Below are 14,001 nucleotides of genomic sequence, written 5' to 3'. Positions count from 1 at the left end.
TTTCAATGGATATCTTAGTTAAGAAAATAAATGAATTTAATGTTAATGATAGAGTGGATGGATATTTTTTAATAAAAAGAGCAGAATGCAGGACATCTACTAATAATAAGCAATATTTAGATTTTGATTTAGGAGATAAAACAGGGGAAATCAATGCCAAATACTGGAATATTAATTCAGGGGATGAGAAAATATATACACCTAACACTCTTGTAAAAGTGAGAGGTTTAGTGACTAGTTGGCAAAATAATACACAGTTTAAAATTGAAAAAATACGATTAACAAACGATAATGATTCAATTGAAATTGAAGAGTTCGTTCCATCTGCTCCATATAAAGCAGAGGATATGTTCAACGATGTAATTAAATATACTGATATGATTAATAATGAAAATATTAAAAGTATAGTTGAATATATTATTGATGAAAATAAAATTAAGTTAATGCATTATCCAGCAGCTAAAAAAAATCACCATGCTTTAAGAGGAGGATTACTTTATCATACAACTACAATGTTAAAAGCTGCTGAAAAACTTTCGGAAGTGTATACTTTTCTAAATACAGATTTATTATATGCAGGTGTAATTCTTCATGATATGGCTAAAATAGAAGAGATGCTTTCAAGTGAATATGGAATTGTTTCTGATTATACAGTAGAAGGCCAATTACTTGGACATATTATTCAAGGGATAAAAAATATAGAAGTTGTGGCTAGTGGATTAGGGGTAGATAAAGAAATTACTATGTTATTACAGCATATGGTATTATCTCACCATTATGAGGCAGAGTATGGAAGTCCTAAGAAACCTATGATCCCTGAAGCACAAATGTTACATTATTTAGATACATTAGATGCGAGTATGTATGATATGAAAAAAGCTCTCAGCGATACCAATGAAGGTGATTTTTCAGAAGCTATATACTCACTAGATAGAAGGAAGATATACAAACCGAGATTTGGAAGTGAAGATGATTAAACATACAAATAAAGAAAAAAATTACAATATAGACAAATACAACTAAATCATTTATAATTTTTAGTAATTGATAAAAAATATGTTTATGAGAGAGGTTTTGTTTATGAAAGTTTTATTTGTGGCATCTGAAGCTTTTCCTTTTATAAAGACAGGTGGATTAGGGGATGTAGCATATGCTCTTCCAAAAGCACTTAGACGTTTAGGAGTAGATGCAAGAGTTATTATACCTAAGTATTCGTTAATAAAAGATGAGTATAAAAAAAATATGACTAGATTATGGGAATTCCAAATACCTGTGGGGTATAAGGAAAAATACTGTGGTTTATGGAAGCTTGAATATGATGAAGTACCTTTTTATTTTATTGATAATGAAGAATATTTTAAAAGAAGTGAACCTTATGGTGAATATGATGATGGAGAGAAATTTGCATATTTTTCAAAAGCAGTTTTAGAATCAATAATTCATTTTGATGATTTTGTACCAGATATACTCCACTGTAATGATTGGCATACGGCAATGTGTATCCCTATGCTTCAAGAGTTTTATCAAAATAATGGAATTTATTCTCATATGAAAACAGTTTTTACTATTCATAATTTAAGATATCAAGGTGTATTTGGTAAGGAAATTCTTTGGAATAGTCTTGGGTTAGGTTATGAATACTATCATGAAGATAAATTAAAGTTTTATGATGGAGTATCATTTATGAAAGGTGGTATTGTTTATGCAAATGCCGTTTCTACTGTGAGTCCTACATATGCTGAAGAAATAAAAAATGATTATTTTGGAGAAGGGCTTCATGGATTATTGAGAACAAAATCATTAAATTTATTTGGAATTTTGAACGGATTAGATACTGAGTTAAATGACCCTAAGACTGACAAGCATTTATTCGAAAATTATGACGAAAACAATTTAGATAAAAAAGCAAAAAACAAAGAAAAACTTCAAAAAATGTTAAATTTACCTGTGAACAAAGATATACCTATGATTGGTATGGTTACAAGATTGGCTGATCAAAAAGGATTGGACTTAGTACAGGCAGTGATAGAAGATATTCTTCAAGAGGATATTCAATTTGTTGTTCTAGGAACAGGAGATAGAAAATTTGAGGATATGTTTAAATTTTTTGCATGGAAGTACCCTGATAAAATGTCTTCCAATATCTTTTTTGATTTATCACTTGCCCAAAAAATATATGGATCATCTGATATGTTTCTTATGCCATCAAAATTTGAACCATGTGGCATAGGACAATTAATAGCACTTAAATATGGTAGTATACCAATAGTTAGAGAGACTGGAGGACTAAATGATACAGTTTCATCATATAATGATTTTACAGGAGAAGGTAATGGATTCTCTTTCGTGAATTATAATGCACATGACATGTTATATACTATTAGAAGAGCTATAGGTTGTTATTGGAACAAAAAAATTTGGAATAATCTTGTTACTAAAGGCATGGCAGGTGATTATACTTGGTGTAAATCTGCAAAGGAATATGTAGACATGTATCACTGGGCACAAGACCATTAATATTACAGGTATAGGAGTTGGTGCTATGAAGTTTAATAAAAATAATTTTAAAAATGATTTTACTAGAAAAATAGTAAATATGTATGCAGTAGAATTAAAAGATGCATCCAACATACAAAAGTATATGGCTTTGGGAAGTTTAATAAAGGATTATAGTGCTGAAAATTGGGTTAAAACTAATAAAAAATATAAAGAAGAGGGACATAAACAAGTATATTATTTTTCTATGGAATTTTTGATTGGAAGGCTTTTAAAGAGTAATCTAATCAATTTAGGAATTGAGGAACAGTGCGTAGAAGCGCTTAAAGAACTTAATATTGATTATAATAAGTTAGAAGAAGTTGAATCTGATGCTGGACTTGGAAACGGGGGATTGGGTAGGTTGGCAGCCTGTTTTCTTGATTCAATGGCATCATTAGGCATACCAGGTCATGGTTGCGGAATAAGATACAAATATGGATTGTTTCAACAAAAAATTATAGATGGATATCAAGTTGAAATTCCGGATAATTGGTTAAAAGAAGGTAATATATGGGAAACTAGAAAAGACAATAAATCTGTAATAGTTAAACTTGGAGGAACAGTAACTCCTTCAATTATAAATGGTAGACTTAATTTTGTTCATAAAAATTATACTGCTGTAAGAGCTGTTCCATATGATACTCCAATAATAGGATATAAAAACAATACAGTGAACAATTTGAGATTATGGAGCGCCGAAATGGTAGATGACGAAGCAGAATTTGATTTTTGTGAATTTAGTAGAGGTGATTATTCTAAAGCTCAAGAATATAAGTCCTCAATAGAATCTATATCCCAGATATTATATCCAGATGACTCACATTTAGAAGGGAAAATTCTAAGACTAAAACAACAATACTTTTTTGTTAGCGCTGGAATTCAAAGCATTATAAGAGCATATAAAAGTAGTGGACGAAAGATAAATGATTTAGATAAATATATTTCTGTTCATATAAATGATACCCATCCTTCTATGGCAGTTCCAGAGTTGATGAGGATTCTTATAGATGAAGAAGAATTAACATGGGAAGAAGCTTGGAGAATTACAACTAATACTATGTCATATACAAATCATACTATTTTAGTTGAAGCTTTGGAAAAATGGGATATTAAGATTTTTAAAGATTTATTGCCAAGGATTTATTTAATAATAAAAGAAATTGATAAAAGATTTAAAAATGAAGTTTTAGAAAAACATCCTAATAATTGGGAAAAAGTAAATAGTATGGCAATAATTCATGAAAGTAAAATTAGAATGGCAAACTTAGCAATAGTAGGTGGTTATTCCGTAAATGGTGTTGCTAAATTGCACACTGAGATATTAAAAAATAGAGAATTATCTAATTTTAATAGGTTTTATCCTAATAAATTTAATAATAAAACTAATGGTATAACACATCGACGCTGGTTAGTGCAAGCTAATCCGAAGCTAGCTAAAGCAATAAATGAAGCTATAGGGGACAATTGGATATATGAGCCAAAGCAATTAATAAGTCTGCTTAAGTATGCCCACAATGATTCTTTTAAAAATAATGTAGATACAATAAAAAAAGAAAACAAAGAAAAGTTTGCTAATCATGTTTTTGAAAATTATAACATTAAAATTGATCCAAATTCAATTTATGATGTACAAGTAAAAAGACTTCATGCATACAAAAGACAGGTTATGAATGTATTTAATATTGTACACTTATATAATTCATTAAAAGAAAATCCAAATATGGATATTGTACCTAGGACATTCTTTTTTGGAGCCAAAGCTTCACCAAGTTATTTTTTAGCAAAAGAAATAATTAAATTGATAAATACTGTTGCTTATAAAATAAATAATGACAAAAGTATAAATGATAAAATCAAAGTAGTATTTTTAGAAAATTATAGAGTATCTTTAGCTGAAAAAATAATACCATGTGCGGACGTAAGTGAACAGATTTCAACTGCTTCCAAAGAAGCTTCAGGAACAGGAAATATGAAATTTATGATGAATGGGGCTATTACTATTGCTACATTAGATGGCGCTAATATCGAGATAAGAGATGGTGTAGGAAATGACAATATAATTACTTTCGGTATGGGATCAAAGGAAGTTATGAATTACGAAAAATATGGTGGGTATTGTTCAAGAGATTATTACAATAATGATAATAGAATACGAAGAGTAATGGATGGAATAATGAACGGGGAATTTGGGTTAGCTAGTGGCGAGTTCAAAAAAATATATAATGCACTTATTAATTATAATGATGAATACTTTGTATTAAAAGACTTCGATTCATATGTAAATGCACAAGAAAGAATTAATAAACTTTATATGGATAGAAATAAGTGGATAGAGATGTCGATTTGTAATATTGCTCATTCAGGTAAGTTTTCTAGTGACAATACAATTAGAAAATATGCTAATGAAATTTGGAACACTCAGCCAGTTTATATTAAATAAAAAATATATAAAAGAGGAGCTTCTATTCTGTGAAGCTCCTAATTTATAGGTATTGATTTTTTATATTCATTATCAGTTGTTAATGAGTGATTAGTACTATTTTTAGTATTTGAGTTTTTGTCTTTTAAATTGCTACTATTAACTGAAACAATTCCTTCATTTGGAAGGTACATTTCTAAACCAGTAGTAATTTCTTTTGCGTTTACAATATTATTTTTATCCATAATAACATTTACTGCTGTTTCAGCGGTCATTGTTGGATAATATTTCATTGCGATACTATATAAAGTATCTCCCTCATTAACTATATAAGATGTACAATTTGTTGAATCAATATTGTTTGCAGGAATTAAGATAGTTGAACCTATTTTTAAAACATCGGTTTCACGTATATTATTAATTTCTGTAAGCATTTTAAGCCCGTTATTGTATAGACTCCAACTCATTTCAGATTTAATAATTGAGTATAAAGAATCTCCTTCTTTTATTGTGTACTTAATATACTCATCTTCTACAATAGTATTTTTCACATCAGTTTCATTATCTTTTTCTTTATTTTGTCCAGTTTTTGAATTATCAGTTGTTGGTTTATTATTAGAGCTCTTTTCATCATTTATATTTGCTTTATTATTTTTCTCTTTTACCTCAACTGCATTTTCTATATCTGTTTGATTTTTATTCATAGAAACTGTTTTGTAAATAAATACTAATCCAACAATAAGTACTGCTAAGGTGCAAAAAATTATTATTGGTTTCTTAAAGAATTTCAAACTAACACCTCCTAATTTAGAGTTTTTTATTGAGAAACTCTAATATTTATATAGTGATAACTTCGTATATTTCAATTATTGACATTAATAAAAAAAATTAAACATATAAAATTAAAAATAATTAATAATTCAAAAATAAATTTATTTGGACTTATTTTTATGTTTTAAGTCCAACATATAAAAAAACACCCTTAAATAGGATGTTTTTATTTTCTGGTATCAGTATCAATATTATTAAATAAATTAAATGCAAGACTTTGAAAATCACTATAGTTGCTTGGTACGTTTTTTTCAAACCTAATCATTCTACCGCTACTATCATATACCTCAACAGTACCTCTGGTTTGATTGGATTTAAATAGTATATTTCCGATTCTATATTCGTATACATCTCTATTAATGTGCATTTTAATGCCTCCTATTTCTTACTTTACCTATGACTTGCCCCGTATCAACCAATTCCTTAATATAGGCACCTTCGATTTTTTGATTGTCAAGAAGACGTATTTCTGCGATATTAGCATCTTTATCATATGATTCAATCCAAACAGGATGGCCGTTATACATTACTTTATGGTTGTCAGCAGAGAAAAAAATTTCTTTTAATCTTTCAATTTCCATAAAAAACTCCTTTCTAAAATAATTTATTGAAAACTAGTAACTATTCTAAAATGTTGTTAATCAAATATACTATTAATTAAGAATTTTATTATTTATATCTATACTTAAAGTGTGTCTAAATTTAGATGAAAATATGTAGTTTTTATTTTATTTTTAAAGTATTATTAAAATAACTGTAAGAATAAAATTAGCTATAGTATATTAGATTTAAAGTTTTAGCTTTAACGGAGTAATAATATAGTTAAATGTTTACATTAATATATGAAAATTAATAGTAATTAGGCAATTAACACATTGCTAAAAAAAATACCCCTATATTGAAATAATATACCAAATAACTTAAAGATTTTTATAAAATTGCAATTTTTATGTTGAAATATTGCAAAATTAATTATATAATGTTAACTAAACTTATTTGTATATTTAAATTAATTGGGGCGTTATACAAATTAATATAGATAAACAATTATAACTAATATATATTTTTTTTTATAAGGTGTTTATCTATAGTTAGGGGGAATCAACGTGAATATTAAAAATGTAATTCCTGGTAAACAGGGACTTTATGATCCACAGTTTGAAAAAGATAATTGTGGTGTTGGATTTATTGCTAACATTAAAGGAGAAAAGAAGCATGGGATTGTAAAAAAAGGACTTCAAATCCTAGCTAATCTTGACCATAGAGGAGCAGTTGGAGCTGATCCTAAAACAGGTGATGGAGCGGGGATTATGCTTCAAATACCAGATGAGTTTTTTAGAATAGTATGTGATAACATAGGCATTGAGTTGCCATCAAAAGAACAATATGCAGTAGGTATGACTTTCTTACCCAAAGAACCAGCGTTAAGATATCAGTGTGAAGGAATATTTGAAAGAGTTGTTGAAGAAGAAGGGTTAAGAACCTTGGGTTGGAGAAATGTACCCATAGATAATAGGAATATAGGGGAAACGGCTAAAGGAACTCAACCTATAATACGACAATTATTTATTGATAGAATGAATCTTAATGAAGACGTATTTGAAAGAAAATTATATATAATTCGAAAGAGAACAGAGAATGAAGTAAATAGGTTGTTGGAAAGAGGAAGTGAATATTTTTATATATGTACTCTTTCCCACAAAACAATAGTATATAAGGGTTTATTACTACCAGAACAAATTAGTAAATTTTATTCTGACCTAAATGATATTAACTTTAAAAGTGCTATAGCATTAGTTCATCAAAGATTTAGTACAAACACTTTCCCTACTTGGGATTTAGCACAACCTTTTAGATTCCTAGCTCATAATGGAGAGATAAATACCATTAGAGGGAACAGAAACTGGATGAATGCACGAGAAGGAGTACTAAAATCAGATGTATTTAAAGAAGATATAAAAAAATTATTTCCTATAATAACACCAAATTGTAGTGATTCAGCATCTTTAGATAATGCTTTTGAATTACTAGTTAGAGATGGTAGAGAACCTGTACATTCTTTAATGATGCTAATTCCAGAAGCTTGGGAAGGCAATGAAAATATGCCTTCTTATAAAAAAGCATTCTATGAATACTATAGTTCATTAATTGAACCATGGGATGGTCCAGCAGCTGTATTTTTTAATGATGGTACTAGAGTAGGAGCTACACTAGACAGAAATGGACTTAGACCAGCAAGGTATGTGATTACTAAAAGTGGACAAATAGTAGTATCATCAGAATATGGTGTTATAAAATACAGCCCCGATGAAATCATTAAAAAGGGAAGATTAAAACCAGGTAAAATGCTTATGGTTGATACTTCTAAGGGAAAAATATTCTATGATGAAGAAATAAAAAGAGAAATAGCATTGAGGAAACCTTATGAGCAGATTGTAGAAGAAAGTAGACGCTCATTGGATAACATTGAAATAGATTATGAAGAAACAACTGTGAATAAAGATACTATTAAAGAACGACAGCAAGCATTTGGATATACTGTGGAAGATTTAAATAAAATTTTAAAGAATATGGCGGAAAACTCAAAAGAGCCTATTGGTTCTATGGGTAATGATACTCCTTTAGCTGTATTATCCAATAAACCACAATTATTATTTAATTATTTTAGACAGCTATTTGCACAAGTTACAAATCCGCCTATAGATCCGATTAGAGAAGGCGTGGTAATGTCACTTAAAAACTATATAGGGTCACAAGATAATATATTGAAGAAAGATGTGGCTAATCTTCCATTTATGAGACTTGAGTCACCGGTTTTATGTGATGAAAGTATGAAAAAAATAAAATCTTTGAGAAATAAAGATTTCAAAGCATCAACTATTCCTATCACATTTAAGGCTGATAGAGGAGTTGAAGGATTTAAAACTGCTCTTGAGTTAATATGTGAAAGAGCCTCTAGAAGAGTTAAAGAGGGTTATAACATATTAATATTATCTGATAAAAAGGTTGATGGATATGAAGCAGCTATACCAAGTTTACTTGCAGTATCTGCTGTTCAACATCATCTAATAAGTGAAAAGACAAGAACAAAAGTATCAATTATTATTGAAACAGGAGAAGCTAGAGAAACAACTCATTTTGCTCAGTTAATCGGGTATGGAGCTACAGCTATTAATCCGTATCTTGCAATTGAAACAATAAAAGATATGGTAAGAGAGGGAGACATAGAAGAAAAATCTGAAGAAAAAGCTGTAAAGAATTATATTAAAGCCATTAATAAAGGATTATTAAAAATACTCTCAAAAATGGGTATTTGTACAATACAAAGTTATCATGGTGCTCAAATATTTGAAGCATTAGGACTTAGTGAGGAAGTTGTCGATAAATATTTCTGTGGAACACCAACTAGAATTGGTGGGATTGGAATAGAAACTATAGCAGAAGAAGTACTTATTCGTCATAAAAAAGCATTTGATAGATTGAGAAAGCCAAGTTCAGAATTAGAAGTTGGAGGAGTGTATTCATGGAGGAAAAAAGGTGAGTTCCATTTATTTAATCCTGAATCAATCTATAAATTGCAGGTTTCTTCAAGAAATAATGATTATAATTTATATAAAGACTATGCTAAAGGTATAAATAATCAAAGCAAGAATTTATGTACAATAAGAGGATTATTTGATTTCAAAGGATTCAAATCTATTCCTATTGAAGAAGTTGAACCTGTTAGTGAAATACTAAAGAGATTTTGTACTGGAGCTATGTCTTTAGGGTCTATTAGTAAGGAAGCACATGAAACTATTGCCATTGCAATGAACAAAATTGGTGCAAAATCTAACTCTGGTGAAGGTGGAGAAGACGAAAGAAGATTTAAACTTGATGGTAATGGAAATAACAGGCGTAGTGCCATAAAACAAATTGCATCTGCACGTTTTGGAGTAAATACAAATTATCTTGTAAATGCTGATGAACTTCAAATAAAAGTAGCTCAAGGAGCAAAACCTGGTGAAGGTGGACATCTTCCTGGAAAGAAAGTAGATGAATATATTGCGAAGATTAGACATTCTACTCCAGGTATTGATTTAATTTCTCCTCCACCGCATCATGATATCTACTCTATTGAGGATTTATCTCAGCTAATATATGATTTGAAATGTGTTAACCCTAGTAGCAGAATAAGTGTTAAGCTTGTATCAGAAGTTGGGGTTGGTACAGTAGCTGCTGGTGTGGCAAAAGCTCATGCAGATGTAATTCTAATTAGTGGACATGATGGAGGAACTGGTGCAGCACCACTTTCAGGAATAAGATATGCAGGTATTCCTTGGGAAATTGGACTATCAGAGACACATCAAGTTCTTCAATTAAATAATTTAAGAAGTAGAGTTAGAGTTCAAACTGATGGACAAATAAAGACTGGTAGAGATGTTGTTGTGGCAGCTTTATTAGGAGCAGAAGAATACGGGTTTGCAACTACTGCATTAGTAATTATGGGATGTACAATGTTAAGACATTGCCAAAACAATACATGTGAAATGGGTGTTGCAACTCAAGACCCAGATCTTAGAAAATGTTTTAAAGGTAAGCCTGAATACTTAATTAATTTCTTTACATTTATAGCTGAAGAAGTAAGGGAGTATATGGCTCAACTTGGATTCAGAACTATGAATGAAATGATTGGTAGAGTTGATAAATTAGACACTAAGAAAGCAGTTAATCATTGGAAAGCTAACGGTTTAGACTTAACAAATATATTATATAAACCAGATATGCCAAAGAGGATTAAACCATACTGTGTAATAGAACAAGATCATGGAATAGATAAATCAATGGATCATCTTTTGATTTCAGTAGCTGAACCTGCAATAAATAATAAAAAGCCTGTGACAGGGAATTTTGAGATAAATAACACAGATAGAACGGTAGGGGCTATGTTGAGTGGTAAAATTGCAAAAACTTATGGCGCGCAAGGATTGCCAGAAGATACGATTGAATATAATTTCTTTGGATCAGCTGGTCAAAGCTTTGGTGCATTTGGAATTCGCGGTTTAACAATGATTCTTGAAGGTGATGCAAATGATTATGTTGCAAAAGGACTTTCTGGAGCAAAAATTGTATTAAAAGCCCCAAAAACAGAAGGATTCAAAGCAGAAGAAAATCATATTGGAGGTAATACCATTCTTTATGGTGCTACAGAAGGAAAACTTTTTGTTAATGGAATTGTTGGGGAGCGTTTTGCAGTAAGAAATAGTGGAGCTACCGCTGTTGTTGAAGGTGTAGGAGATCATTGCTGCGAATATATGACTGGTGGAACTGTTGTGGTATTGGGCGAAATAGGAAGGAACTTTGGTGCAGGAATGAGTGGTGGTATAGCATATGTCCTTCAGGAAAAAAGCTTTGAAGGAAAATGTACTGAATCTATGCTTGAAATTCATGAAGAGTTAGGCGAGAAAGATTTATATAGAATAAAAGAACTAATAGAAGAACATTACAAGTACTCACAAAGTAGTAGAGCTAAAATGATTCTCAACAATTGGGATGAACATAGGGAAAAGTTCCTTAAAATTATACCAACTGCGTATAGAGAAATTTTAGAAAAAAATAAAACTGAAGAGAAGGCTTTATAAGGGGGTGTGAGTAATGGGAAAACTAACAGGGTTTAAAGAATATGAAAGAAAAAATTTCAAGAAGAGATCGGTAAAGGAAAGAATAGAGGACTATAAGGAAGTTTATATACCATCAACAGAAGAGGAAATTATAGAACAAAGTGCAAGATGCATGGAGTGTGGAACACCTTTTTGTAATTGGGGATGCCCACTAGGAAATGTTATATCAGATTGGAATGATTTGGTTTACCATGATAAATGGGAAAAGGCATTTAAAAGGCTTAAATTAACAAGTAATTTTCCGGAATTCACAGGTAGGGTGTGTCCCGCTCTTTGTGAAGCTTCTTGTACACTTGGTATAAATAAAAAAGCAGTATCTGTTCGAGAAATAGAAGTTACTATTATTGAAAAAGCATTTAAAGAAGGCTGGATAACTCCAAATTCTCCTAAAATAAGGACAGATAAAAAAATAGCTGTAGTTGGTTCAGGTCCTGCAGGGCTTGCAGCAGCTGCAGAATTAAATTCAGTTGGACACGAAGTTACTGTTTTTGAAAGAGCTGATGAAATTGGCGGATTATTAAGATATGGTATACCAGATTTCAAACTGGATAAGTCAGTTGTTCAAAGAAGAGTTGAACTAATGAAAGCAGAAGGAATTACCTTCAAAACCAAAACTAATGTAGGTGTTGATATAACTGCAGAAGAATTAGTTAATGATTTTGATGCTGTTGTTTTAGCAGGTGGCTCAACTATTCCAAGAGATTTAATTGTTAAAGGTAGAGAGTTAGAGGGAATATATTTTGCAATGGATATGCTAACTAAGCAAAATAAAAGAGTTGCTGGTAAGAAAATTAAAGGCAATGATATAACAGCCAAAGATAAGGTAGTACTTGTAATAGGTGGAGGAGATACTGGATCTGACTGTGTTGGAACGTCAATAAGACAGGGAGCAAAACAAGTATATCAATTTGAAATACTTCCTAAACCGCCAGAAGATAGAGATGAAACAATGCCGTGGCCTTTGTACCCTAAACTTTTAAAGACCACTACTTCCCATGAAGAAGGCTGTGAAAGACAGTGGTCTATTGCAACTAAAGAAATTTTAGGCAAAGATGGTAAGGTATCTTCAATAAAAGCTGTAGAAGTTAAATGGACAAAAGATGAAAATGGAAGATTCAAAATGGAAGAAGTAAAAGATAGTGAATTTGAAATAGAAGTAGATATGATATTATTAGCTATGGGATTTATTAATCCTCAACATGATGGTCTATTAAATGATTTAGAACTAAAATATGATGTAAGAGGTAATGTATTAACTAATGAAGAACATATGACTAGTATTAATGGAGTATTCTCAGCAGGAGATATGAAAAATGGACAATCCTTGGTAGTTAAGGCCATTTGTGACGGGAGAAAAACAGCAAAATGTGTTGATGAATATTTAATGGGTGAAAGCTATTTAAATGGATAAAAAAATTGCAGCGAGAAGCTGCAATTTTTTTATTATATTATATGAGGAATTTATAAATTCCAACCTTTTTATTTTAACCAACTTGGTATATCTCTATTAAATGGTCTAATACCATATTTAGTTTGGAATTCATTAAGGATTTTTTCTCTGATTTCTTTTGAATCCTTTATTTGGGATATAATTTCTAATGGTATACTATCAGAAAATGGACAGTTTGCTAGGCAGATACCGCAGTCGGTACCTAAAGAACGCCATCTTTTATAACACTGTTCAGGGTTTATCTTCCATCTCAAATCACCATCTATTAATGATTTCGATTCTTTTGGTATACATTTACCTGGACATGTCTTTGCACATCTACCACATTCTTCACAAAATGTATCCACTCCAAAGTTATCGATGGTATCAACTAATAAAGGAATGTTTGTTGTAACAACCCCTAATCTCACTCTAGGACCGTATTCTTTAGTAATTAGTAATCCATGACGACCTAATTGACCTATACCTGCATCTTGTGCAACTAAAGGGGCTATAACTAGATAATTACCATCCATATGATTTCTTGCATCATAGCCTAGGCTTCGAATATAGTATGATAAAACCATTCCTATATTTGCAGCTTCTAAATAACCTTTAACTACAGCAATAGATTCAGGTAATTGAGGTGCGGTGTTTATAAAGTCTTGATTCATATCAACAGCAAAAGCAATTCCATATAGATGATTAGGAATTACCTCATCACCATAAGTTTCTTTTTCTCTACCTCTATTGGTGTAGTAATGATAATCTTCCATTTTAGTTACTCCAACAATCTTTGCTCCGAAAAATTTTCCTAATTCTTTGATTTTAGTAGTTATTTCTTTTGGAGAGATATCAATTTTTTCGCTGCTCTTAGTACCTTCAGAATATTTTTTTATGTGGGATAAATATTCGAAAGTTGAATTTACAATTGGAGAATTTAATTTATTATATGTAACAGAACCTTCCTCACCAAAATTAGGTAAAGCGCGTAGTTCATTATCTATCTCAATCTTATTGCTGTTTTGTGAATAATAATAGTTGTATTGAGATGAGTTTTTGTCTAAATTCATTCTTGAAAAAATGGTATCCCTCTCATCTACTCTATTCATTAGAAGCCTCCT

At 30.5% G+C, this 14,001-nt stretch carries 9 protein-coding genes; 5 read left to right on the top strand and 4 right to left on the bottom strand.

The features are described 5' to 3' along the window. The first annotated feature begins 5 nt into the window (after positions 1-5). From ACQ3F0_RS04205 to ACQ3F0_RS04195, 3 genes are all read left to right on the top strand, one after another. Complete coding sequence (locus ACQ3F0_RS04205; RefSeq protein WP_428863816.1) at positions 6-977, top strand: 3'-5' exoribonuclease YhaM family protein; 972 nt, start codon at positions 6-8, stop codon at positions 975-977. Between the two features lie 103 nt (positions 978-1,080). Beyond that, positions 1,081-2,517 carry a glycogen synthase GlgA gene (glgA, locus tag ACQ3F0_RS04200; RefSeq protein WP_428863814.1) on the top strand — a complete coding sequence of 479 codons (1,437 nt, stop codon included), beginning with the start codon at positions 1,081-1,083 and terminating at the stop codon, positions 2,515-2,517. A 25-nt stretch (positions 2,518-2,542) separates the two neighbouring features. Beyond that, positions 2,543-4,978 carry a glycogen/starch/alpha-glucan phosphorylase gene (locus ACQ3F0_RS04195; RefSeq protein WP_428863813.1) on the top strand — a complete coding sequence of 812 codons (2,436 nt, stop codon included), beginning with the start codon at positions 2,543-2,545 and terminating at the stop codon, positions 4,976-4,978. Between the two features lie 38 nt (positions 4,979-5,016). On the opposite strand, the gene ACQ3F0_RS04190 is transcribed toward ACQ3F0_RS04195, so the two are convergent. The 3 genes from ACQ3F0_RS04190 to ACQ3F0_RS04180 all read right to left on the bottom strand — a co-directional run bounded on the left by ACQ3F0_RS04190 (position 5,017) and on the right by ACQ3F0_RS04180 (position 6,369). Next, entirely contained in the window at positions 5,017-5,748 is a 732-nt protein-coding gene (locus ACQ3F0_RS04190) for a LysM peptidoglycan-binding domain-containing protein (protein ID WP_428863811.1), read from the bottom strand. A gap of 206 nt (positions 5,749-5,954) precedes the next feature. Further along, positions 5,955-6,155, bottom strand: a complete 201-nt coding sequence (locus ACQ3F0_RS04185) for a hypothetical protein (protein WP_428863810.1) — start codon at positions 6,153-6,155, stop codon at positions 5,955-5,957. A gap of 1 nt (position 6,156) precedes the next feature. Beyond that, positions 6,157-6,369, bottom strand: a complete 213-nt coding sequence (locus ACQ3F0_RS04180; protein ID WP_428863808.1) for a small, acid-soluble spore protein, H family — start codon at positions 6,367-6,369, stop codon at positions 6,157-6,159. A gap of 525 nt (positions 6,370-6,894) precedes the next feature. On the opposite strand from ACQ3F0_RS04180, the gene gltB reads away from it, so the two are divergent. Together gltB and ACQ3F0_RS04170 are read left to right on the top strand one after the other, a co-directional pair. Continuing rightward, a complete protein-coding gene (gene gltB, locus ACQ3F0_RS04175; RefSeq protein ID WP_428863807.1) occupies positions 6,895-11,409 on the top strand; it encodes a glutamate synthase large subunit in 4,515 nt (1,504 codons plus the stop codon). 13 nt (positions 11,410-11,422) lie between these two features. Further along, a complete protein-coding gene (locus ACQ3F0_RS04170; protein ID WP_428863806.1) occupies positions 11,423-12,859 on the top strand; it encodes a glutamate synthase subunit beta in 1,437 nt (478 codons plus the stop codon). A gap of 68 nt (positions 12,860-12,927) precedes the next feature. On the opposite strand, the gene ACQ3F0_RS04165 is transcribed toward ACQ3F0_RS04170, so the two are convergent. Continuing rightward, positions 12,928-13,989 (bottom strand): 4Fe-4S dicluster domain-containing protein, encoded by a 1,062-nt coding sequence (locus tag ACQ3F0_RS04165; protein ID WP_428863804.1) that lies wholly within the window; start codon positions 13,987-13,989, stop codon positions 12,928-12,930. Between the last annotated feature and the right edge of the window lie 12 nt (positions 13,990-14,001).

This window comes from Clostridium sediminicola, from assembly GCF_050402865.1.
GTDB classification, from domain to species: Bacteria; Bacillota; Clostridia; order Clostridiales; family Clostridiaceae; genus Clostridium_AF; species Clostridium_AF sediminicola.
Note: the sequence above shows the minus strand (reverse complement) of the source record. Positions and strands in the feature narration are given on the sequence as shown.

Excerpts from the sequence above, each read along its gene's own strand:
- ACQ3F0_RS04170 (WP_428863806.1), top strand. The coding sequence starts at position 11,423 with ATGGGAAAACTAACAGGGTTTAAAGAATATGAAAGAAAAAATTTCAAG.
- ACQ3F0_RS04185 (WP_428863810.1), bottom strand. The coding sequence starts at position 6,155 with ATGCACATTAATAGAGATGTATACGAATATAGAATCGGAAATATACTA.
- glgA (WP_428863814.1), top strand. The coding sequence starts at position 1,081 with ATGAAAGTTTTATTTGTGGCATCTGAAGCTTTTCCTTTTATAAAGACA.
- ACQ3F0_RS04180 (WP_428863808.1), bottom strand. The coding sequence starts at position 6,369 with ATGGAAATTGAAAGATTAAAAGAAATTTTTTTCTCTGCTGACAACCAT.
- ACQ3F0_RS04165 (WP_428863804.1), bottom strand. The coding sequence starts at position 13,989 with ATGAATAGAGTAGATGAGAGGGATACCATTTTTTCAAGAATGAATTTA.
- ACQ3F0_RS04205 (WP_428863816.1), top strand. The coding sequence starts at position 6 with ATGGATATCTTAGTTAAGAAAATAAATGAATTTAATGTTAATGATAGA.
- ACQ3F0_RS04195 (WP_428863813.1), top strand. The coding sequence starts at position 2,543 with ATGAAGTTTAATAAAAATAATTTTAAAAATGATTTTACTAGAAAAATA.